The sequence below is a fragment of the Bacteroidia bacterium genome (assembly GCA_027493955.1).
Lineage (GTDB): Bacteria > Bacteroidota > Ignavibacteria > SZUA-365 > SZUA-365 > JAOSJT01.
In genome coordinates, this window is the sequence record JAOSJT010000001.1 from 4,532,076 (window position 1) to 4,555,328 (window position 23,253).

Below are 23,253 nucleotides of genomic sequence, written 5' to 3' on the forward strand. Positions count from 1 at the left end.
CACACACCCATGACCATCCTCCTCGTTTGTGAATACTGGTACGGCACCGGTGGCTGGACGTACGTTCCGGCACTGCAGGAACTGGGCTGTACGGTGCACGTCTTCGACTATCGGAAAAAGGCCGAACGCGAACGGTCGGTACCGCTGCCGGGACCGATAGCGCGACGGCTGGACAGGCGTGCGATGAGTGCGGACTTCGTCCGCACCGTGTCGGAACTGCGTCCCGATGTCGTGTTTTTGCTCAAAGGCGAGTGGATAGCGGAACAGGCGCTGCGGGAGGTCAAGGAAAAATACCGGCCCGTGCTTCTGCAGTGGTATCCCGATGGTCCGTTCAACGTCGAGAATCGCAACGCAACGCGCGACAGCATCGCTTCCATTCCACTTTTCGACATATACTACATCTACGCGAAGTCTCTGATCGCTCCGCTGTACGCGGCGGGTGCGAAACGCGTCGAGTACCTGCCCTTTTGCTACGATCCGAACATGCTCCGCAAACCGGACGCGATCACGGAGGAGGACGTCAGGAAATATGCCACCGACGTGGTATTTGCCGGGACTTGGGAACCGATGCGCGAGTGGTGGCTGTCGCAGATCACGGAATTCGATCTCTCCGTCTGGGGAAATATGTGGGAGCGTGTTGCGGAGACGCACCCGCTTCGCGCGCGCTGGAAAGGGAATGCCGTGTACGGTGAAGAAATCTCGCGGCTGTTCGCGGTTTCGCGAATTCATCTCAATTTTCTCCGCGAGCAGAACAAGGATTCCCACAATGTGCGCACACTGGAAATTCCCGGCTTCGGGGGCTTTCTGCTGACGCAGCGCTCGAAAGAACAGGCGGAGGAACTCTTCATCGAGGGCCGCGAGATCGCCTGCTTCGAAACGGTGGAGGAACTGAAGGAGAAAATTCGCTACTACACCGAACACGAAGACGAGCGGCTTGCCATCGCCGCTGCGGGCCACGAACGGGCTGTGCGGGAGCATCAGGCCATACACCGTCTGCGGCGCGTGATGGATGACGTACGAACACTGACAGGGAACTGAACCGCGATGAATATTCTCTTGCTGACGTCCGATTTCCTCCCCAATGTTGGCGGCATGGCCACGCACGCGCTGGAACTCGCGCGTGCCCACGTGCGCAACGGTCATCATGTGCATCTCGTGCATCCGGTGTACGGACCGGGAGAGCGGCGCATCGAGGACATGGAGGGCTTCACCGTACACAAACTCTTCGTCAACAGTGATACACCCCGTGTCAAGCACCTCCTCTACATACGGACGGTGCGACGCTACATTCTCGCGCTGCATGCCAACATCCGCTTCGATGTGTTGCACTGGCATGATCTCACACCCAATTGCTGGACCACCTACACTCTGAAATCGCGGCTTCCGCTGGTCTGGACGAACCATACGTCGAATTATCTCGAGATGTACGAGACCCCGGGTGGACGCAGAAAGATTCGCCTCTTCCTGAGTCATGCCGATGCCATCATCAGTCCGAGCCGCGAGCTGTACGAAAAATCGCGCGCCACCGGCATCGCACCGGAGCGCAATGTGTACATTCCCAATGGAGTGGATGCCGAGAAGTTTCGTCCGGGTGGCGTCTTCGGCGTCATCGACAAGGATTATGGTATTGATCCTGCGCGACCGGTGATCATCTGCCCGCGACGCCTGGAGCCGAAGAACGGTGTTGAGTTTTTCATCCGCGCCATCCCGCTCGTACGAAAGGAAATTCCGGATGTACAATTCCTTATCGTGGGAGGCGGCTTTCCGGAAGAACGCAGCCGTTTCGAGAAAATGCTCGCCGATGCGGGAGAGGCGCATCGCGTGGTGTTTACCGGCAACGTCCCGAACACGTCCATGCCGTTGTTCTACGCACTGGCCACTATTGCCACGCTGCCGTCGCTGATGGAAGCGACCAGCATCTCCGGACTCGAGGCCATGGCCAGCGGACTGCCTCTTGTCGGCACCAACGTGGGCGGCATCCCCGAAATCATCGAAGATCGAATCAGTGGTCTGCTGGTTGAACCCCGTAATCCCGAACAACTCGCGGAAGCGTATCTCCGACTGCTGAAGGATGAACACCTGCGCCGTACACTCGGCGAAGGAGCGCGCCGCCGTGTCGAGGAGACCTTCGCCTGGCCGGAAATCGCGCGTCGCACCGTGGAAGTGTATGAGCGCGCTATCCGTCATCGCGAAGGTAACAAGGCGCACACATGAACGTCCTCGTCATCAGCCACACGTATATCACGCGCGTCGGCAGGGAGAAGTGGCGTGAACTCGTACGGCGGCATGATCTCCGTCTCAGGATCATCGTCCCGACGCAATGGAAGGACTATCTGTTCACCCTCAACTATGCAGACCACGAGGAGACCGAGCTCGACATGCACGCTCTGCCGGTGTGCTTCTCGGGTAAGGAGGCCGCGCACGTATACCGCTCGCTGTCGCCGGCCCTGCGCGGTTTCACACCGGACATCCTGCATGTGGAGGAGGGGACCGACGCATTTTCGTATTTCCAGGCACTGCTCTATCGCAAGCTGTACGCACCACGGGCACGCACGTTGTTTTTCACCTGGATGAACTTCGAGAAACGTTTGCGCTTCCCATTTACCTTTTTCGAGCGTTTCAACCTGCGCCACTCCGATGCGGCGATCTGTGGAAATTCCGACGCGCGGGAGATCTTGCGGAGCAAGGGTTTCGATAAACCCGTGCATGTCATGCCGCTCCTGGGAATTGATCCGCAATTGTTCAGCAAACGGGATGCGTCGGCCTTGCGCGAGGAACTCGGGCTTCGGGGCACCGTGATCGGCTTCATCGGACGATTTGTTCCGGAAAAGGGAGTACGCGAATTACTCACGCAGGCAGCGAAACTGCAGGGCGAGTACACCTTGCTGCTCATCGGCGGTGGTGCACTGGAACAGGAATTGCGCGACACCGCGAATGCCCTCGGACTTGCCGAGCGTGTACGCATCGTGCTTTCCATCCCGCACAGCGAGATACCGCGGCATATCAACTGCATGGATGTACTCGTGCTGCCGTCGTACACCGTCCCGCACTGGAAGGAGCAGTTCGGGCAGGTTCTCGTTCAGGCCATGGCGTCCGAAGTGCCGGTGCTGGGATCCACCCATGCCGAGATTCCCCGTGTCATTGGAGATGCAGGACTCACCTTCCCCGAACGGGATTGGGACGCCATGCTGACGCAACTGCAGCGCTATCTTGACTCGAAAACCCTTCGCGCGGAATACGCAGCGAAAGGACGCGCGCGCGTACTCGACCTGTACACCAACACGCGCATCGCCGACCGTACGTTCGAAGTGTATCGCGAGCTGCTGCATACCTGAACACAGAGCTCTTCTCCCATCGATTTTCCAATTTTTTCTTGCTGAATGCGTTCATTTTTTAGTCGAAAGGACGCAACTGACATACATTGCCCCGCACAATGCTTGTTTTTCGTGAAAAACTGCACTAATTTGGGACGGTGCGCCGATTCGCTCCTGCGTTATCACGATTAAGCGATACGTCGTCGTTTCCCGCGATCCCGGAACAGCAGTTGCGATATTCATCCGAGCGCGTTAGCGCACGAAGACGATCTTCCTGAAAACGGCTTTTTCACCATTCTTCAGAGCCATCCATGTCATTCATAAGCAAACTCATCGCAGCGTCCCTCCCCATGATCCCTAAATCCGTCGTCGGATTTTTTGCCAAGCCGTATATAGCAGGCGAATCACTTGCAGACGGCATCCGTGTGGTGAAGGAACTCAACGCCAAAGGTATCATGGCGACGATGGACGTTCTCGGGGAAAGTGTCAACTCCCGCGGGGAGAGCGTCGAAATGCGGAAACAGTGCGAGCAGGTGCTGCATGCTATCGAGGAACACAGGCTCGACGCCAACCTCAGCATCAAGCCGACGCAGATGGGTTTGAGTTTCGATGAGACGTTCTGTGAGGAGAATCTGCGCGTACTGCTTGATATCGCCAGACAATACGGGAATTTCGTGCGCATAGACATGGAGGATCATCCGTACACGGACTCGACCATCGCCATGTACAAACGCCTGCGCCGAGATTATCCCGCCAATGTCGGTGTTGTGCTGCAGTCGTATCTACGCAGGACGATGAACGATCTCGTAGAGCTCGTGGCCGACGGACCGACGAATATCCGTCTCTGTAAGGGGATTTACGTCGAGCCGGAAGCGATAGCGTTCAAGAAGCGCGAAGAAGTGCAGGACAGTTTTAAAGATCTGAACGAATACGGACTTTCGAACAATGTCTATATCGGTATTGCGACCCATGACGATGTTCTGATCGATCACGGTATCGAGCTGGTGCACAGACTGGGACTTAAGCGTGAGCAGTACGAGTTTCAGATGCTGCTCGGTGTGCGTCCCCAACGCCGCGATCAGATCGTTTCCCTGGGACATCGCTTGCGGGTGTATGTTCCCTTTGGTGACCAGTGGTACGCGTACTCGACGCGCCGTCTGAAGGAAAATCCCTCCATGGCCATGCACATTGTGAAGGCCATACTGGGATTCGGAAAGTAATTCCGTGGCGGGGACACTGCGAGCCGTCTCCGTGCTGCTGATCGTCGTTCTTGCAGCCGCCGGGTGTGGACGGGTCCAGCGTGAATCCCCAAGCGACGCACGGAGTATAACCGACGATCTGGGGAGGTCGCTGCGCCTCGACGGCGTCCCGCAACGTATCGTGAGTCTCGCGCCCAGTTTTACCGAAACGTTGTACGCGCTTGGAGCGGACAGTTTGCTCGTCGGGGTAACGCGATACTGCAATTATCCACCCGCCGCGAAATCCAAAACGAACATCGGAGATCTTCTCGCACCGGACATCGAGGGTATCCTTGCGCTCGACCCGGATGTCGTGCTTATTTCCATTGAAGGCAACTCCCAGCACACGTTTGCACGGCTACAGGAATTCGGGGTGCGTGTGTTCGTCTCCAACCCACGCGATCTCGACGGGGTACTGAAATCCATCACCGACATCGCCGAGATCACCGGAAGGACAAACACGGGCAAGAAGCTGACATCCACGTTGCGGGCCGTACGCGACAGCGTGCTTGCACATCCGCCCGTGAACAAGCCCGCCGTGCTCATGTTGCTGTCTCTTCAACCACTGATCGCAGCCGGATCGGGAACGTTTATCGGTGAACTCATTGAATCCGCGGGGGGACGGAACGCGGCGGGCGACCTCACCGCTTCCTATCCAGTCATGGACAGGGAAGATGTGCTGCTGCGCAATCCGGATATTCTCCTGCTATCCGATGACCTCAGCGCCGACCCAGAGGCCGTGCTGGAACGATTCCCTGAATGGAAACGCCTGACGGCTTTTCGCCGCGAAGCCATGCACCGCATCGAAGCGGACAAACTCATGCGACCGGGGCCCCGGCTCTTTGATATTCTTCGCGAATTTCACGAAATGTTCCTTCACACCGAAAGCGATCATCGGTGACGACTGCCCCCGTGCAGGGAAATGGCATTTTCGTGACCGCCCTGGCTCTCCGGTTCAACGATGAACTCCGGATGTAGGATGACTTTCGTATCGAAGATGGGCGATTCATGAAACAGCCGCTTCCGCGTTGAAGGTGGGCCATTCATGGAACACCCACATCTGCATCGAAAGTGGGCGATTCATGAAACACCCACATTTGCGTTGAAAGTGGGCGGTGCATGAAACACCCACATTTGCGTTGAAAGTGGGCGATTCATGAAACACCCACATTTGCGTTGAAAGTGGGCGATTCATGAAACACCCACATTTGCGTTGAAAGTGGGCGATTCATGAAACACCCACATCCGCGTTGAAAGTGGGCGATTCATGAAACACCCACATTTGCGTTGAAAGTGGGCGATTCATGAAACACCCACATTTGCACCGAAAGTGGGCGATTCATGAAACACCCACATTTGCACCGAAAGTGGGCGATTCATGAAACACCCACATTTGCACCGAAATTGGGTGTTTCACCGAACACGCCTCCGGTGTCGGCGACGGCTACCTTCGCTCCGCACCTTGCGGCTGTCTGTTTCCGGACGAGGATCAAGGCATTGTGGGTGTATTTGGAGCCACTGCCCCGCGAGTGATTCACTACAGCTCATGTCGCAACGATGAGACAAGGCAGGGCTTTTGTTGTCACGAGGCCGTTCCAGCTGCGTGTCGGTGTTGCGATGACGAAGGCAGTACACGAGTACGCAAAGGGCGGCCATCTGGCCGCCCTTTGCGCGAAAGATAAGTGGATGTGAGGGAACTCCGGATACTTCTGCTCCCGTTTTCCGGCATAAGCCCCGTGAAAACAGGTCGAAACAAGAATCCCGTTCTCAGGAGGCCGGCTCGGCCTTCTCCGTTGCGAGTTTTTTAAGATTCATGCCGGACGCTATACGTCGGGGTGAGCCTTCGGGTAAGCCGTCCGTGGTGATTTTTACGATATACCGATCGCCGACGAGCAGATTGGCTTCGGCATGCTGCGACTTGGAATTCCACGATTCGAACGCGGGCGAACCGGCAATTTCCACACTGCGTTCATAGCCCGTGGTGCTCTCCTTATTGAATTTCATTTTCAGAGCGATGGTATAGGGAGTGTACAGGACGCCGATGAAGGCGTAGTCAAAAATTTCTATTCTGACACGCTGAGGTCCGCCTTCGGCCCGGTACTCGGCATTTGCCTGTGAATATTGCCACTCGCCCATACTGGCTGATTCACCTTCCGGTTCACCCCGGGGCAAACCCTCCGCGGTCTCGGGAAGATAATTGAGCAGGACGCGAAAACTCACGGGCGGGACGGGTGTGCGTTCTTCCGATACGCTTTTGGACATCTCCTCCGCCGCGGTTTGCATGTTCTTCGCAGCGTCGGACAGTTTATCGAGAGTGCTCGGTTCATCACTTTTTCCGCAGCCCGTGAAGGCCAGCGGTGCGGCAACGAACAGTACGAGGGTGAGAATGGTTATCGCACGCATGATCGACTCCATGCAATGGTATTGAAAAAAGTAGTGCGTGAATCACCGTTGAAAATAGGCAGTTCTCGGATGAGGGGCAAACCGCGTTTCCATCTGCGCTTTGCGTCCTGTCCGCACGCGTTTCCGTATGAACGCCGGCGTTGTGGAAACGCACCCGTTCTTTCCGGATCACCCGTCATGAATCCCGTCCGGCGCGATTGATGACATCATGCCGAGACGATTACGCATATCATCAAGCGGATTGGGAAAACCTGCCTTCGAATCCTTATCTATTGGCCGATAGCCGAAAGCGCTTTCAGAATTCGGAAGGACCGTCGCTTCGTCCGGATGACGGCGAAGAATGCATGGTGCAGTAACCGGGGAAGTATTTTTTATTCACGAAATCCGTCACCACATGAGGACAGAAAGGAGTGGCGAGATTCTGCGATTCCACACACAGCCGCTCCTGTACGACGCCTTCAGGTTGAACGAAATCCCGGAGAGGGATGTTGACGCGTTTGTCGGAATACGCATATTTCATAAACCGTCCCCAGATTGGTGCCGCGGCCACGCTTCCCTGGCCGTAGGAACCCGTAAAGGTGACGCGTCTGTCGTCGAAGCCCGTCCAGACACCGGCGACCAGCGAGGGTGTGAAGCCGATAAACCATGCGTCGGCATAATCCTGCGTGGTACCCGTCTTCCCGCCGGCCGGACCGGTAAACCAGCGCCGGGTGGCGGCACCGGTACCACCGGTGACGACGCTGCGGAGCATGCTTGCCATGATAAAGGCGGTTTCCTTGCTCAACACTTCGCGGATCTCCGACGTGTTGTTTTCGATGACGCGGCCGTCACGATCCTCAATGCGTGTGATGGCGATGGGCCTGGCATAAATTCCCTCGTTCGCGAATGCCCCGTAGGCTGCGATGAGCTGCAGGGGAACCACCTCGGAAGTTCCGATGGCCAGGGATGGCACAGGACGCAGCGGTGTGTCGATACCCATGCGCTTGGCGTAGCGCACCACCTCATCCGGCGGAGCGAGTTCGAGAATGGCGCGTATGGCGACGAGGTTGACGGAATTCTGCAAACCACGCCGCAACGTGTACATGCCGCCCGTCTCTCCGCCGAAATTCTTCGGGCGCCACATCTTGCCGGAGCCGTCGGGCATGGAGATCGCGTCGTTGGACAACTGTTGCGCGGGAGAGTAACCATTGTCTATGGCGACGGTGTAGATGAATGGCTTGAACGTGGAACCCGGCTGTCGCGTGATCTGTGTTACATGATTGAGCCCGTAGCGGAAATTCAACTCCGCATTACCGACCATGGCGCGGATCTCACCTGATCGCGGATCGATTGCCGCAAATCCCACCTGGATGCGGGTAAGTGATCGACGCACAGAATCCACGAAGCGCGCATTTCGTCGCATGCGGATGGTGACGATATCGCGTTGGTCCTCGGTCCGGGCAGCTTTGAACTCCGGGGTCTGCCGAATCGCCAGCCGCAGCGCGGTTCCGAAAATGGCGCGGTTCCCCGGTGTGTCCCAGCTCCACCGGGCTTCGAACTGCTCCTGGAATGGGATGAGATGCTCGAGTACGGCGCGATTCGCGTGCTCCTGCAAGCGGCTGTCAATTGTGGTGTACACCGACAGACCGTCGCGGTACAGGTTGAAACCGTACTTCTCCGCTCTCTCACGGAGTTGCTGGCGCACGTATTCCACAAAATGCGGAGCAATACCCGCCGATTGCTCACGACTGCGCGTGACAATGGAATCCTGCCTGAACGCGGAGACTTCTCCTTCGGTCAGATAATCTTCCTCGAGCATGTTCTCAAGGACTGTGTTGCGACGGGCAACAGCGGCCTGATACTTGCGTCGCGGGTCGTAATGCGTGGGATTGGCGAGAGCCCCGACGAGAAAGGCGCATTCCGGGACGGTGAGGTCGGCAGGACGTTTCCCGAAGTATACTGCGGCGGCGGATTGCAACCCGTACGCGCCCCGGCCGAACGGCGCGACGTTCAGATACATGATGAGAATCTCGTCCTTGGTGTACCGGCGCTCGATCTGTACGGCGGTGACCATCTCGCGTACTTTACGGAGGACGCTGACTTCGCGCGTGAGATACAGAATACGTGCGAGCTGTTGCGTGAGCGTGCTTCCGCCGGGGCCGCGGATGGTGAGAGAGGTAATGCGTTGAAGGATGACGCGGAACACGGCACGAAGGTCCACACCCCAGTGACTGTAGAAGCGCTTGTCTTCCGTAGCCAGCAAGGCCTGGATAAACGGTCGGGGAATACTGTCGAGCGAGACGAGACGGGAACGGTTCTCCTCGAAAAATCGATCGATAATCAGCCCGTCCGCAGAATAGACACGTGTCGCGAACGGCGGTTTCGGATTCTCAAGTTCCTCGAAACTGGGCAGTCCCTCCGCGATCGCGGAGTAAAACCACCATCCACCACCGACAACGATAATGAGAGGAAGAGCGATGGACCAGAATTGTCGCGGTGTGATGCTCACGATGCCGCCGTCTCTGTTATGGGCATGTCGTTCTCCAAGGTACGCAGAGAAATGTCGCCGTGCTCGAACACTGCATAAGAAAAGTGGCGTAGCCAGTCGCCCAGGTTGATATAGGCGCCGTTTCCGATACGCTCAAACGCGGGAAGATGCCGATGTCCCATGACGACGTAGTCCGCACCAGCTGCGATACGGTTCTGTGCTTCAAGGCGCATGCCGTCGGTCTCGCCGTAGAATTTGCCGGAAGTGTAGTCGCGGCTGCCGTGAGAAAAACGCCGTGCAATCGCAAATCCGAGATCGGGGTGCAGCACGCGGAAAGCGATCTGCGCCCAACGCGCACGCAGCAATTTTTTCAGCAATCGGTAGCCGCCGTCCTTCGGTGCGAGCCCGTCTCCGTGGAACACATAGAAGCGCTTTCCGTCGCTGCTGAAATGCAGGTCGTCGCGCACGACAGTCACACCGAGGTCGTCGGAAAAAACCGAACCGATGGCGAAATCGTGATTACCGGCGAGATAGACCACCGGGCATTTTGCTTCGGTCAGTTGTCCCAACGCCGTGAGCACCTCGTGCGAACCGCGGGGAACCACATACCGGTATTCGTACCAGAAATCAAATAAATCCCCGACAATGACGAGAGAACCGCGCCCCTGCTGTACAGTGTTGGTCAACTCCACGAAGCGGCGGCGCTTGACGCGCTCCGCCTCCGCGCTTCCGACGCCGAGGTGAAGATCCGAAATGAAGTACACGGGGGATATGAGCACGGTGTCGCTGGACATAGCACTACAAGATGCCGAACACACGGAGGATTTGCAATACCGCCTCGAAAACGGTTCGGCGGCGGTTCGGCGAGCGAAAAAATGGTCCACACCCGTCACGTCGCGGTGAAGGACTCAAAATTCTTTTGTCTGAATTTCTATTGACATTCTGGCGGGATAGTGCTATTCTTGAGGAAGCAAAATGTACCCCTGCGTACCGGAGTCACCGGGAACATCACTGCCACCCTTTACTGAGCACGACCCGAACAGCGTCCCAACCGCTTCCCGTTAAGGAAGGAACCGACAGCGGCGCTTGCATTTACGCAGGGCAATTGGTAGTTTGCACACTAATCGTCCATTCAATAAAGACAATCAACCATATCATCATTCATAACCCCATCGGAGGAATCAATGAAAGTTGCTAGGCTATCATTCATGCTGGTGGCTCTCGCGTTCCTGGGATCTTTGACCACGAACGCTCAGGTCCGTGAGTTCGAATACTTCACAGACCCGAACGCCGCCATCGTGGATTTCAGCACCACGACCTCAGCAATCACCGTTCCAGACAATTTCACAATCAGCACGCTTGCCGTGATGGTGGATATTGATCATGCTGCGGCAAGCGATCTCGTGATCACGCTGTCCGGTCCTACCGGCACCTACACACTGTCCACACAGAACGGTATGGCTGGTGCAAACTACGAGAACACCATTTTCGACAGCAATCCCACAGGCGCCATACCTGGCGTGCCCATCAATTCACCGGGCAATGTCACCGCGTACTTCCGTGGTATTTACATCCCGGAAAGCAGTCTCCCGACCACCGGCAGCGCAGCCGGTACCTGGACGCTGAGCGTTGCGGATAACCTTCTCGGCGACAACGGTACGCTCGTGAAATGGGGATTGATTTTCAATCGCTACGACAACTATCGTGATATCCGTTGGGGTATGGATCTCAACAACATGGGCGTCACAACCCTTAACTCCTTCGGCCTCGTTGATGACGTGACGACCATCCCGCCCTACACTGTGCAGGGCTACCGTCCGTTGAACAACATCGTGACCGCCGTTGCAGTATTCCAGCTCAGCCAGGTCCCCGGTGTGCTGAATGCGACGATCGATCACAAATATCCCGGCGGCCCCACGAGCAATGTTGTGGAAGCGGATCTCTCCATCCCCGCCGTCGGCGCCTACGCACCCGCCGTCAATTTCGCGCTGAACAACAGCAAGGGTACGCACGAAGCGATGCTCGATCTGATGATGCGTACGGACCTCTGGATGAGCCGCAGCGACAACAACGTCAAGGTTCCTTTGGATGTGACTCCCGGTTCGCTCGCGTTTGACAATGGTGTCGCCCAGAACACGCTGATCCAGTGGGTCAACGAGTGCGACGCTCTCACCTATTCGATTTACTCGCCGCAAACCATCACCAGTGTTGATGTGTGGCAGGGCAGCGTTGTCGAGCTCGAACCGAATCCCTCGACCTCGCAGATGACCATCAACGTGTGGGATCAGAACACCAACGCGCTCGTCGCTACCACCGGTCCCGTGGCCTTCCCGCCGCAGGGTCAGAAGTGGGTGAGCTATCCCTTCACCCCGCCGGTAGCATTGCCCGCTGGTGCCTACCGTGTCGGCGTGTGCCTCAACGCACTCGATCCGGGCTCCTTCGGCGCTGGTATTGGTATGGACTGGGCCGGCAGCCCCTTCGAACCGCTCGGCAGCTTCGGCCGCTATGCGAGTCTCGGTCTGCAGTGGGTCTCCTTCGATGGTGGCAGCACGTGGAATCCCGAAAACTTCCGCGCGTTCAGCACGACCATGATTCGCCCGAACTTCGTGCAGCAGTCCGACGTCGGCGTTATCGCCATCAACCACAACAACGGTCCCGGCGGCATGAGCGTCAGTGTCACTTTCGGTGCCTACGCCCACTACAGCTGGCTTCCGAATCAGATGACCTTCGGCAAGGTGACCATCCTCAATGGCCTGGGCCAGACCGTCGGTTATGCCGAGAAGCGCGTGTATCTGCAGTCGACCCCGTACGTTGACACGCAGAACTTCAACTTCCCGACGTTGACCAGCGGCAACTACACGATCCGCGCCGAAATCGTCCGTCCGGACGACGAGAACCTGATCAACAACGTGTACGAGCGTACCATCAACATTCCGTTCGCTCCGATGATCGTCAGCACCCCCGGCGCCATTGCCGGCGAGCTGAAGAACCAGATCATCTCCACGTACGCGCAGCAGGGTATCCAGCTCGAATTCGTTGACCGCAATCTGGGCTTCGAATTCCCGGTCGAAGGCAAGATCCTCTGGGTCGGTAATCTTGATAAGTCCGCCGCCGCCCAGGCGCGTGAATTCGTGATGCAGGGTGGCGATTTCGCCGTCCTTCCCGATCTCAACGCCGGCAATCCGTTGACGGAAACCTTCAAGGCCGTCGCCACGCAGAAGGAAGTCGAGTCCATGAATCGCGCCCTCGCGCTGCCCTCCAGCGTCAACATGCGCAACGACGATGCCCGTAACTTCATCAGCATGATGGCCGACAACGATGCCGAACGCATGGTTATCGGTAAGCGCATCGAGGACTCCGACAGCCGCATCGCATCCTACTTCGCGAGTGTGAAGAACGCCAACGAGCTTGAAATCAGCCGTCGCAGCGCCAGCAATATCGTGTACGCCAATTCCGGCGACACGCGCGTCGAAGCTGTCCGCATGGGCGACCTCGCCATTGTGCAACTGCTCGTAAAGGATTCCAAGCCCGCGCGTCAGATCGAAGCGATCGCCAACGCCGCGCAGTTCGAAATCACGCAGAACTACCCGAATCCCTTCAACCCCACCACCAACATTGCGTACAACGTGCCCAGCGATGCCAACGTGACTGTGCGTGTGTATGACATGCTTGGTCGTGAAGTGTCGACGCTCGCCGCCGGTTTCCATACCGCCGGCAAGTACATCACCAGCTGGAACGCCACCAACTCCTACGGTCAGGTCATGGCCAGCGGTATCTACATGTACCGCCTGGAAGCCTCGCCCGTCGATGGTTCCGCTCCGTTCGTGATGGCGAAGAAGATGATTCTCTCCCGCTAAACGAAGAGACTGACGTTGAAAAGCCGCCCCGCGTTTCGCGGGGCGGTTTTTTTATACGGTAGTAGGGAAATCATGACGGACGAAAAAACACCCGTCCCGCGAAAGTTTCATCGGGACGGGTGTCGTTGCACGGAGGAATGTTTGTTACCGGGCCGGCACGCGAAATCACTTATTATCGGGGAGACGGAAGAAATTCAAGGAAAACGCCGGAGACGTTGGCAAGGAAGCGGAACGATCGAACCCGTAGGTGATCTTGTTCCTGTCCACAACCAGCAGCATCGTGCTCCCTCCCTCTTTGACCTCGATGTAGAGGCCTTCATCTGAGCGGGCATCGAGCGTGGCAAGGGCTCCGGTGGATGGATCGGCGAACAGGGCAATGCCGTCCTTGGGAATATCGGTACAACGGAAATCATGATCCGCAACACTGAATCCCTGATCCGTGATCGTGACGAGGCCGTCGGGTGTCGCACATTTCAAGGTAACTCCCTCTGGAAGATTCTGTGCGGTCATGCTCGAACCGGTGGAAATGAGTATCGCGGCTGCGAGAATAATTGTCCGTCTCATCGTTGCATCTCCTGCATATCATGGTGTGTATTCTGCGGCACCTTTCTCCGCACGGTCCTGTACATGTGAAAACCGTGCCAAACGGTTTTCACCCTCTGATTTGGGCAAAACCGTATGTTTATGGATGGGGCGATTTCTGTCCCTGTGAATCGTGGCGACACAACGTGAAGCCGTTTCACGATCGTGGGTAACGGCTGCACAACGCTGTAACCGTAACTCTCCATTGCGTTTCCCGGAAGCACGGGAGAATTTCTCGCACGGAATCACCGGCAGACTGTGGACGGAAGCGCAATTTCCTGACCGGAATGTGATGAACGTCATCCGGGAGCATGCGGAGGTTCTGCGCAAATGCTTCTCGACCATTGTTCGAAAGCACCCATATCACAGGCTGTGCCATCCCATTCACACGCTCTTGACATTCGCACGTGAGCTCCCTATTTTATATTTCGTATTTCTACGAAATACTAAACAATGTGGCCGTATGCAGAGCGAGAGCAACCATGATTGAGGTACTTCCCATCGTACAGCATGAAATCGGGGAAAAGCACGTACGATTCGCACGCTATGCCAAGGCGCTCGGACATCCCATCCGGATTTTCATCGTGGAGTTCTGCCTGCGACGGAACTGTTGCTACAGCGGCGATCTCGCCGAGCTTCTGCCCATCGCCCGCAGCACGCTTTCGCAGCATTTGAGCGAGCTCAAGAGCGCTGGTCTGATTCAGGGTGAAATCAATCCACCGAGAATCAAATACTGTATCAACCGCGAGGCGTGGGATGAGGCAAAGGCACTCTTCGGCGACCTCATTACACTGTAAATCAAACCTTCTGTTCATACATACTCCGGAGAACCTCATGGATGTGAAAATTCTCGGTACCGGCTGTCCGAAATGCCGCACGCTCGAACAGTCCGTACGAAGCGTAGTTGAAAAACATCATCTGGACGCCACCGTCTCCAAGGTCGAAGACATTGTCGACATCATGAATTACGGCGTGATGATGACGCCGGCTCTGGTGATAGACGGTACAGTGGTACTCAAGGGACGCCTGCCGAATGAAGACGAACTGACATCCCTCCTTACACGCTGAGGTACACCAGCCATGAACACTGCAATTCTCTCCCTGCTGCTCTGTTTCATCATGCTTTCACCCGACACCGTTGCGCAAACCGTACAGAAGAGCGCAGAAAAAGCCGAAGTAAAAGCTGTTCAGATTCTCTATTTTCACGGTGCGCGCCGCTGCAGCACATGCAAGGCCATCGAGAAAGTAGCGAAGAACACCGTCAAGGATCGGTATGCCGGCGATGCGCGCGTTGTGTTTCGTACTCTGAATCATGAAGACAAGAAGAACGCCGCACTCGTCGAGAAATACCAGATCGCCGGCTCCTCGTTGATCATCCAGGGAACGGGGAAAGCGTTCAAGGACCTTACTTCGGAATGCTTCCAGTACGCGAGAAATGACCCCGGCAAACTGCAGTCTCTGGTGATTTCAACCGTGGACGGATATCTGAAATAGCCACGCATGGAATACCTCCAGAACCTGCTTGATTCGACCCAGGTCCCGTTCCTCTCCGCGTTGCTGCTCGGGCTGATGACCGCCATCAGTCCTTGTCCTCTCGCCACCAACATCACGGCGATGGGATACATCAGCCGCGATATTGAGGATCGGAAGCGTGTGTTCCTCAACGGACTGGTGTACACGCTGGGCCGCGCGTTTTCCTACACCGCCCTCGGGATTGTCATATTTTTTGGAGCGAGCACATTTGACATTTCCCGCCTCTTTCAGGGTTGGGGCGAGCGTCTGCTCGGACCGATGCTTATACTCGTGGGTGTCGTCATGCTCGATATTCTGCCGTTGCGACTCCCTGGCGGCGGCACACTGACAGAGCGTGTCGGAGAAAAACTGAAGGGATTCGCGGGCGTCTTTCTCCTCGGTGCGCTGTTCGCCCTCGCATTCTGTCCCTACAGTGGTGTGCTGTACTTCGTCATGTTGATTCCGATGACGGTGGCGGGTGCGGATGGATTGTACCTGCCGGCGGTGTACGCTGCGGGAACCGGTCTTCCGGTGATCATCGCCGCATGGCTGCTCGCGTTTACCGTGCGCGGCATCGCCGGTTTCTACCAGAAAGTAAAAATGTTCGAATACTGGTTCCGTCGCGTCGTTGCCGTGCTCTTTATAGCCGCCGGCGTGTATTTCATCGTGCAGTTTCTGTAACCGTATGGTGGGCGCGCGGGCCGCGACGGGCCGGAGACGTTCTCCTGCGCTGCGCGCCGATCCGTAACGGGATCACGTGAGATAGAAAAAGGAAAAGAGACTCTCATGTCAATGAAACAGGAGTGGAAAGCCCTGGCCTGGATGTTGGGTGCCTTTCTCGCCGCGTACTTCCTGCCTGTCGGGCAAACGCGCTTCGATAATGCCGTGTATGAAGCGCTGGAATTGCTTCGCTGGTACGCACAGGAACATGTGCTGCTCTGTCTGGTACCGGCTTTCTTCATCGCGGGCGTGATCTCGGTGTTTGTGAGTCAGGCTTCGGTGATACGGTACTTTGGTGCGAACGCGGTCAAGTGGAAAGCATATTTGATCTCTTCCGTCTCGGGCACCGTGCTGGCGGTGTGCAGTTGCACGATATTGCCGCTGTTCTCGAGCATACACAAGCGCGGTGCGGGTCTCGGTCCGGCCATCGCTTTTCTCTATTCGGGTCCGGCTATCAACATCCTCGCTATCATTCTCACGGCGCGCATACTGGGCTGGGAACTCGGACTCGCCCGCGTTATCGGTGCGGTGCTGTTCAGTATCGTGATCGGCCTCCTGATGGCTGTTATGTACCGGAAAGAAGAGCGTGAAAAAGCCCAGGCACAAATGCATATCGAAACTCCGGCCGGGTTGCGACCGCTGTGGCAGACATCAATCCATTTCTTTGCGCTCGTCGGTGTACTGGTTTTTGCCAACTGGGGCAATCCCGGGGGCGAAGCGGGCTTTTTTACACTGATGTATGCATGGAAGTGGTGGATCACCGGCGCATTTGCGCTCGTTTCCGCATGGTCTCTGTATCGCATTGTCGGGATACGACCCGCGTGGGTACTCGCCGTCATGGCGCCGGTGATCGTGCTCGCTTTCGTCTTTCCGGAGCAACCGCTGATCTCATTCGTCGCGGGCACCATCGGTCTGACGCTGCTCACGGGCTTCACACCCGGCGAACCGCGCGAATGGCTGGAATCGAGTTGGGGCTTTGCGAAGCAGATCATGCCCCTGCTTGGTGCCGGTGTGCTTGTTGCCGGCTTGCTGCTCGGTAATGCCGGAGGCGAGGGGCTTATTCCCAACGACTGGATATCAATGCTCGTCGGCGGTAATTCTCTCGGCGCGAATCTCTTCGCCTCCGTGTTCGGTGCGTTCATGTATTTCGCCACGCTTACCGAAGTTCCCATTCTCCAGGGACTGCTCGCCAGCGGCATGGGCAAGGGTCCGGCTCTTGCGCTCCTCCTTGCCGGTCCGGCACTTTCTCTTCCAAACATGCTGGTCATCCGCAGTGTGATGGGAACGCAAAAAACCGTTGTCTTCGTCTCCCTCGTGATTGTGATGGCCACGCTCAGCGGTTTGATTTTTGGTGCAATGTAATGAGAACGATAGCATCGCTGACCATGACTCTTTTCGCTTCGGCACTTCTCCTCGCAACGGGCTGCGGGGAGAAGCGCGATGCGTCGGTCACACCGGAGGGATTGCCCGTGATCACTGCCTCCGCTATCGACAGTTTCGTCACCGCCGGCGGTATCTCGCTCATAGAGTTCGGCGGAAAGCATTGCGGTCCGTGCAAGAGCATGCGCGGCATTCTCGCATCATACACCGCCGCGCACCCCGAGTTGCGCGTTGCCTGTGTGTACTGGGAAGAGCATCCGGAGGCCTTCAAGCGCTTCAACGTCGGTGCGGTGCCGGCGCAACTCGTCTTCGATACCGACGGTAACGAGCGCCTTCGGAACATCGGCGTATGGGAGAAAGCCGATCTCATCGCCGCGCTCCGCACACTGTCCGGGGATTTCTGACGAAGTTCTGTGCCCTGTTCAGTGCGCTTCGAAACAGATTCTAACTCGACCAATGTGGAATTCGCCACCGGGCGCGAACTTATCTCGTGAGGCCCATAGCCGCCGATTCCCGATTCTCCCCTTGTAACGCGTAACTCTCACGGGTTACTCCGGACCCGCCGACGCTTCGCCCTCAAATCCGCTTTCTCCGGATTTCATACATCGCCAGCGCTGCGGCAACAGAGGCATTGAGCGAGTCAATGTGCCCCCACATGGGGATGCGCACAAGCGTATCACAGGTTCTCTTTGTGAGGTGACGCAATCCGTGGCCCTCGCTGCCTACAACGAGACACAGCGGACGGAAACCGTCGAGGTCGAGCAGATCCGTCTCGCCTTCCGCATCGAGGCCGGCGAGCCAGATACCTTCCTCTTTAAGTTGCTCCAACGCCTGATGCAGATTCCCGACGCGTGCGATAGCCATATGCGCAACGGCCCCGGCGGATGTTTTCACGACGGTATCGGTGATGGGGGAGGAGTCGCGTTGCGGAAGCAGTATTCCGTGAGCGCCGGCGCACTCGGCAGAACGGAGAATCGCACCGAGATTACGTGGATCCGTGACGCCATCCACGGCGACGAAAAAGGGCGGATCCTGTTCCCGGACATCGGCAAGCAAATCCCGGAGAGTAACGAGCCGCGCCTCCTCGATAAGTGCAACGATACCCTGTGAGTCAGTCGTGTTTCCGAGGCGGTCGAATTTCTGTCGCGGCAGTTCGACGACTTGCACGCCGTGCTCACGCGCGTGCCGCTTGACCTCCTCCACGGCGTTGCCATGCGTTCCGAAGCGGATGAATATCTTGGCCACTGTCGTATCGGAACGCAGGGCTTCAATGACAGGGTTCCGTCCGTATATGTACATAAGCGCTCCTTGTGTTTCGTGGTATCAGGATACCGTCAGCATGGTGATGGAAGTACGGAGTTTCGGACCGAGTTGCGTGCGCAAGGTTGTGTGTTCGTCCAGTCGGAGTTGCGGATCGCGCTCGACGATATCGAATGCGGCCGCACGGGCGCGCTGCAAAATGCTTCCGTGTTCAAGCAGGTTCGCGAGGCGGAATACGGGGAAACCGCTCTGCTGTGTGCCCCAGAGATCACCGGGACCGCGAATTTCCATGTCCACCTCCGCAATGCGGAAACCATCCGTCGTCTGTTGCATGGTGTCGAGGCGTCTCCGCACGTCCGAAACCTGCCGTGTATCGCCGTTGAGGGTGGTACCCGCAAAATAGCTGCGCTTGTCCGTCATCAATATGCAATATGCCTGTTTTTCGCTTCTGCCGACGCGACCCCGGAGCTGGTGCAATTGCGCGAGACCGAAGCGCTCCGCATGCTCGATGAGCATGACCGTCGCATCGGGGACGTCCACACCCACCTCGATAACCGTGGTGGAGACGAGTATGTCCAGCTCACGGCGTTTGAAGCACATCATCACGTCGTCCTTTTCATCGGTTTTCATCTGGCCATGGAGCAGACCGAGCCGCAGATCCGCGAACACACCTCCGCGCAGACGTTCGTATTCCTCATTCGCCGCTTTAAGGTCCAACTTCTCGGATTCACTCACGAGCGGGAAGACGATATAGGCCTGATTCCCTCGCCCGACCTCTTCGCGTATGAATTGCTCGACCGTGTCGCGGTCATTTTCGAAGCGTATCGCCGTGCGCACCGGCTTGCGATGGGCCGGCAGTTCATCGATGACTGACACATCCAGATCGCCGTACAAGGTCATGGAAAGTGTGCGGGGAATCGGTGTGGCGGTCATCACCAACGCATCCGGCGTGGCGCCTTTCATGCGCAGCGACGCCCGCTGTGCCACGCCGAAGCGGTGCTGCTCATCAATCACCACGAGACCCAATGCGTTGAATTCCACTCCGTCCTGAATCAGCGCATGTGTGCCCACCACGATGTCCACCCCGCCTCCGGCGATGAGTCCAAAGATTTCACTGCGTTCACGCATGGATTGCTGGCCCGTTAATAAACGGATGCGGATGTTGAGGTCATCCACCATGGAGGTGATAGTCCTGTAGTGCTGTTCCGCGAGAATTTCCGTGGGTACCATTAGTGCACACTGATGACCACTGTCCACCGCTACCAGCATAGCAAGCAGCGCAACGACGGTTTTTCCGGAACCGACGTCGCCTTGAAGCAGGCGGTTCATGGGATGCGGATTGCGCATATCGGACACGATTTCGCGTAACACGCGGCGCTGGGCTCTTGTGAGTTCAAATGGGAGCCGCTGCACCAGACGACGCGCCGAAGGACTTTCACCCGAAAAGGCGATACCCGGTGCGGAGGTGGATTGCATGCGCCTGCGCAGAGCGAGCTGCATCGAAAGCAAGAAGAACTCGTCGTAGATCAGCCGCTCCCTCGCCTTGTTCAGGGTCTGCATATTCTGCGGTCGGTGGATGTTTTCGAGGGCGCTACGCAGAGGTTGGAGTTGTTCGCTCTGCAGCAGAGACACCGGAGCCCAATCCCGTACGTCGTCCAGATGACGCTGCAGGGCTGTATGCAGGAGTTTGCGGAAGCCCCCGTGTCTGTTCAGTCCGACTTTTTCCAGGTCCGCTCCGGACGGGTACACGGGCACGATACCGCCGGTGTTGATGAAGTCCAGGGACTCCTCATCCTGCAGCCGGTCGATGTCCGGATGTACCATGCTGGCGTTGCGCCCGAACAACTGAATGGTACCTGAAACGGCAAGAGTCTCACCCTCGGTGAACGCTGTCTGCCAGTAATTCAGTCCCTGAAAAAAAACCGCTTCCATGTTTTTTCTGCCGTCGGCAATCGTGACGACGAAGCGTTTGCGCTTGCTCGTCAGCGTCGCCGCGCGCGCCACCACACCAACCACAGTTACCACCTCACCCACATATTTGTACAACTCTGAAATGCGGACGATGGTGGAGCGGTCCAGATAGCGGCGCGGAAAATGGTAGAGCAGATCGGCGACCGTGCGGATGCCGATAGTCTCCAGCGCACGCGCACGATGCGAGCCGACGCCGGGCAGAGAGGTTACCGAAAGTGTGTCGAGTATGGATGGTTGCGTGGTAGACAATGGATTTCGTTCCCCGTGACGAAAATCAAAGTTACTCAGCAGCGCATCCATGAGCAAGGCACATTCGCGTACAAATCGGAGGGCGGAATACGTACGCGGATTTTCACGAACACGCCCGGAATTTCATGGAGGAAATGTACCGGGGAGGAAAGCGCGCTATCTCCGACCCAGAACTTCAACAAAAATCTCCACACGATCAGCATACACTTTCCGGAAGTGACGCGGCGAACAAAGACCGTATGCTCGGTTGCTATGGATTTGCTATATTTTTTGATTGGAAAGTTGTAAAGCACACCATGGTCGACGAATGAAGAAGCACAAGAACAAATCCCGGATCGCGGAAACACCTGAGCATCCCCCACAGAAGCGCATTCTGCTGTCTGTGGGTTTGGTGAAACTCTTCGGCGCAGCCATCCCCTTGCTCGCATTGATTTCAGGATCGCTGTACTGGTATCTGATGCGGGATACGCTGGGACAAACCGGCCTGCCCTTTGACGAAAGTTGGATTCCGCTGACATTCGCGAAGAACCTGCTTGCGCACGGCAGTTACGCCTATCACTCCGCTGGCATGGTAACCTCAGGCGCGGCGGCACCGTTGCAGGTGCTGTTGCTCGCGTTGCTGGGAATCCCTTTCGGCACCGGTGTCACGGCCACATTCATTCTTGGTCTCATCTCTTTCGCCCTTTCCGGTTATGTCCTGTTCCGCTTAGCATTGCTTCTCTTCGAGGACGATCAACGCTTCGCGCCCGCAGTGGGATTGCTTTTTGTCGCATCACCGCTTTCCGTGAGTGCCGCGCTGTCGGGACTGCCGAGCATGCTGTTTACCGCGTTCATTCTGTTTTCGGCGTTGTTCTATTTGAAGCGCAAACCGTTATGGTTCTTTGTTTTCGCTGGGCTATCGGTCTGGGTCCGCCCCGAAGGTCTCATTTTCATCATAGCCGCCCTGCTGCATCTGCTGTATAATCACGCCATAGCGAGAGCTTCGCAACGTGCAGGGAATGCCCCCGCACCGGCGTCGAGACGCGAAACGGCCATCGGCGCGGGCGTAGCGGTGCTGCTCATCGCCGGTTATGCGTTGTTCAATCTGACCCTTGGCGAGGGCGTTTTCCCGAACTTTGTGTCCGCGAAGCTCAAGTACTACTCCGCCGCCTCCAGCGATTTCTGGGGTGACGTACTGCGCTTCTACTCGAGCTCGGCGCATATTGCGCTCATCGTCTTCGCGGGGCTCGGTGTTCTCACCATGCTCTGGAATGTTCTGCACAGACGTCAGCAATCGCTGTTGATGTCCGCTGCATTCATTGCCGGAACCATTGTCGCTTCCTGGTTGATTTTTCCCTTCATCCTGTCCATGCACAGCCTCATCGCGACACTCCCATTTTTCCTGCTCCTGAGCGTATGGGGCATGCGATCTCCCTGGACGGGAGACGGCGGAATTGTCCGACTGACATCATCCGCAGTCCCCATCATCATCGGATCCATCGCGATCGTCGTTGCGCTGATTCTTTCCATCGCCGATTGGGAGGATATGCGGCAGGTACATGTGCGCATGGTGCGTGAACAATTGGAGCGGCCCGTCGCCGCCGCGAACTGGATTGCGCATAATACATCTGCGGAGGACGCGATCGCGACGCACTTCCCGGGCGTGATGGGGTATCACACCGAGTGTCGGATTGTGGATATGACCGGTGTCGTGTCACCGGAAATCATTCCGGCCATAGGAAATTTGCCGGCCTTGAAGGAGATACTGGAACGCGAACGCGTGGAAATGATTGCCGCCCAGAGAGATCATTTCGAAGTGGTGAATGTCACGCCGTTCTGGACATCGAACCGTAACGCTCCGCCTGTCATGGAAATTCATCCATACCTCGTCGGTACGACGCGCATCATGTCGCAGCGGGCGAGTTCCTGGAATGCGCAAGCTGCCGCACTCATGCAGGATGCCCGGCACGAGGAAGCGCGGGACCTGTTGAAGAAATCCTATGATGAGGATCCCCACTCATCGCGTACCAATACGTTGCTGGGATTGGTTCTCCTCGAACTGAAGGATACCGTGGAGGCGGAGAAGTACCTGCGTGAGGCGGTGCGTCTCGATCCCGACTATGCACCCGCGATGGTACCGCTTGGTGATATCCTCGTCGCACGAAAAGACTACTGGGCCGGTATCCCCATACTCGAAAAAGCGCACCTGCTCAATCCATCGTCGGTACGCGCGCGCGCGTCCTGGCGCAACGCTCTGCGAGCGCAACGCGAGGATTCGCTGGCAGCCAAAGGTATTTACACCTTTACCATCACGCAGTAAT

At 57.0% G+C, this 23,253-nt stretch carries 19 protein-coding genes; 13 read left to right on the plus strand and 6 right to left on the minus strand.

The window, feature by feature from the left end; genetic code table 11:
- Nucleotides 1-9 precede the first annotated feature (9 nt).
- The 5 genes from M5R41_17235 to M5R41_17255 all read left to right on the plus strand — a co-directional run bounded on the left by M5R41_17235 (nt 10) and on the right by M5R41_17255 (nt 5,453).
- Nucleotides 10-1,038, plus strand: coding sequence for a glycosyltransferase (locus tag M5R41_17235; GenBank protein ID MCZ7558149.1), 1,029 nt, complete (start codon nt 10-12; stop codon nt 1,036-1,038).
- 6 nt (nt 1,039-1,044) lie between these two features.
- Nucleotides 1,045-2,214, plus strand: coding sequence for a glycosyltransferase family 4 protein (locus M5R41_17240; protein MCZ7558150.1), 1,170 nt, complete (start codon nt 1,045-1,047; stop codon nt 2,212-2,214).
- Complete coding sequence (locus M5R41_17245) at nt 2,211-3,335, plus strand: glycosyltransferase (protein MCZ7558151.1); 1,125 nt, start codon at nt 2,211-2,213, stop codon at nt 3,333-3,335. The genes M5R41_17240 and M5R41_17245 overlap by 4 nt, the downstream gene beginning before the upstream one ends.
- 290 nt (nt 3,336-3,625) lie before the next feature.
- The gene (locus M5R41_17250) at nt 3,626-4,534 is read left to right on the plus strand and encodes a proline dehydrogenase family protein (protein ID MCZ7558152.1); all 909 of its coding nucleotides are present in this window, start codon (nt 3,626-3,628) and stop codon (nt 4,532-4,534) included.
- 4 nt (nt 4,535-4,538) lie between these two features.
- Nucleotides 4,539-5,453 carry a cobalamin-binding protein gene (locus M5R41_17255; protein MCZ7558153.1) on the plus strand — a complete coding sequence of 305 codons (915 nt, stop codon included), beginning with the start codon at nt 4,539-4,541 and terminating at the stop codon, nt 5,451-5,453.
- An 866-nt stretch (nt 5,454-6,319) separates the two neighbouring features.
- On the opposite strand, the gene M5R41_17260 is transcribed toward M5R41_17255, so the two are convergent.
- From M5R41_17260 to M5R41_17270, 3 genes are all read right to left on the minus strand, one after another.
- Nucleotides 6,320-6,955, minus strand: a complete 636-nt coding sequence (locus M5R41_17260; GenBank protein MCZ7558154.1) for a hypothetical protein — start codon at nt 6,953-6,955, stop codon at nt 6,320-6,322.
- A gap of 295 nt (nt 6,956-7,250) precedes the next feature.
- Nucleotides 7,251-9,443, minus strand: coding sequence for a PBP1A family penicillin-binding protein (locus M5R41_17265; GenBank protein MCZ7558155.1), 2,193 nt, complete (start codon nt 9,441-9,443; stop codon nt 7,251-7,253).
- Complete coding sequence (locus M5R41_17270; GenBank protein MCZ7558156.1) at nt 9,440-10,216, minus strand: UDP-2,3-diacylglucosamine diphosphatase; 777 nt, start codon at nt 10,214-10,216, stop codon at nt 9,440-9,442. The genes M5R41_17265 and M5R41_17270 overlap by 4 nt, the downstream gene beginning before the upstream one ends.
- Nucleotides 10,217-10,606: 390 nt before the next feature.
- Between M5R41_17270 and M5R41_17275 the strand changes: the two genes are divergently transcribed.
- Nucleotides 10,607-13,279 carry a T9SS type A sorting domain-containing protein gene (locus M5R41_17275; protein ID MCZ7558157.1) on the plus strand — a complete coding sequence of 891 codons (2,673 nt, stop codon included), beginning with the start codon at nt 10,607-10,609 and terminating at the stop codon, nt 13,277-13,279.
- 165 nt (nt 13,280-13,444) lie between these two features.
- Here M5R41_17275 and M5R41_17280 read toward each other — a convergent pair whose 3' ends face one another.
- Complete coding sequence (locus M5R41_17280; GenBank protein ID MCZ7558158.1) at nt 13,445-13,843, minus strand: hypothetical protein; 399 nt, start codon at nt 13,841-13,843, stop codon at nt 13,445-13,447.
- A gap of 500 nt (nt 13,844-14,343) precedes the next feature.
- On the opposite strand from M5R41_17280, the gene M5R41_17285 reads away from it, so the two are divergent.
- From M5R41_17285 to M5R41_17310, 6 genes are all read left to right on the plus strand, one after another.
- Nucleotides 14,344-14,658: a helix-turn-helix domain-containing protein gene (locus M5R41_17285; GenBank protein ID MCZ7558159.1), complete on the plus strand. Its 315-nt coding sequence runs from the start codon at nt 14,344-14,346 to the stop codon at nt 14,656-14,658.
- Nucleotides 14,659-14,695: 37 nt separating this feature from the next.
- On the plus strand, nt 14,696-14,929 hold the full coding sequence (locus M5R41_17290) for a thioredoxin family protein (GenBank protein ID MCZ7558160.1): 234 nt from the start codon (nt 14,696-14,698) through the stop codon (nt 14,927-14,929).
- Between the two features lie 12 nt (nt 14,930-14,941).
- A complete protein-coding gene (locus M5R41_17295) occupies nt 14,942-15,355 on the plus strand; it encodes a nitrophenyl compound nitroreductase subunit ArsF family protein (protein ID MCZ7558161.1) in 414 nt (137 codons plus the stop codon).
- A gap of 6 nt (nt 15,356-15,361) precedes the next feature.
- Nucleotides 15,362-16,054, plus strand: coding sequence for an aromatic aminobenezylarsenical efflux permease ArsG family transporter (locus tag M5R41_17300; protein MCZ7558162.1), 693 nt, complete (start codon nt 15,362-15,364; stop codon nt 16,052-16,054).
- A 105-nt stretch (nt 16,055-16,159) separates the two neighbouring features.
- Nucleotides 16,160-17,455 (plus strand): permease, encoded by a 1,296-nt coding sequence (locus M5R41_17305; protein ID MCZ7558163.1) that lies wholly within the window; start codon nt 16,160-16,162, stop codon nt 17,453-17,455.
- Nucleotides 17,455-17,877, plus strand: coding sequence for a thioredoxin family protein (locus M5R41_17310; protein ID MCZ7558164.1), 423 nt, complete (start codon nt 17,455-17,457; stop codon nt 17,875-17,877). Before M5R41_17305 ends, M5R41_17310 begins: the two co-directional genes overlap by 1 nt.
- A gap of 172 nt (nt 17,878-18,049) precedes the next feature.
- Here the strand turns inward: M5R41_17310 and rlmB are convergent, their stop codons facing one another.
- Both rlmB and recG read right to left on the minus strand, forming a co-directional pair.
- Nucleotides 18,050-18,772 (minus strand): 23S rRNA (guanosine(2251)-2'-O)-methyltransferase RlmB, encoded by a 723-nt coding sequence (gene rlmB / locus M5R41_17315; GenBank protein ID MCZ7558165.1) that lies wholly within the window; start codon nt 18,770-18,772, stop codon nt 18,050-18,052.
- Nucleotides 18,773-18,796: 24 nt separating this feature from the next.
- Nucleotides 18,797-20,953 carry an ATP-dependent DNA helicase RecG gene (gene recG / locus M5R41_17320; protein MCZ7558166.1) on the minus strand — a complete coding sequence of 719 codons (2,157 nt, stop codon included), beginning with the start codon at nt 20,951-20,953 and terminating at the stop codon, nt 18,797-18,799.
- 307 nt (nt 20,954-21,260) lie between these two features.
- Here recG and M5R41_17325 point away from each other — a divergent pair, with 307 nt between their 5' ends.
- On the plus strand, nt 21,261-23,252 hold the full coding sequence (locus M5R41_17325) for a tetratricopeptide repeat protein (GenBank protein ID MCZ7558167.1): 1,992 nt from the start codon (nt 21,261-21,263) through the stop codon (nt 23,250-23,252).
- Nucleotide 23,253: the final 1 nt, after the last annotated feature.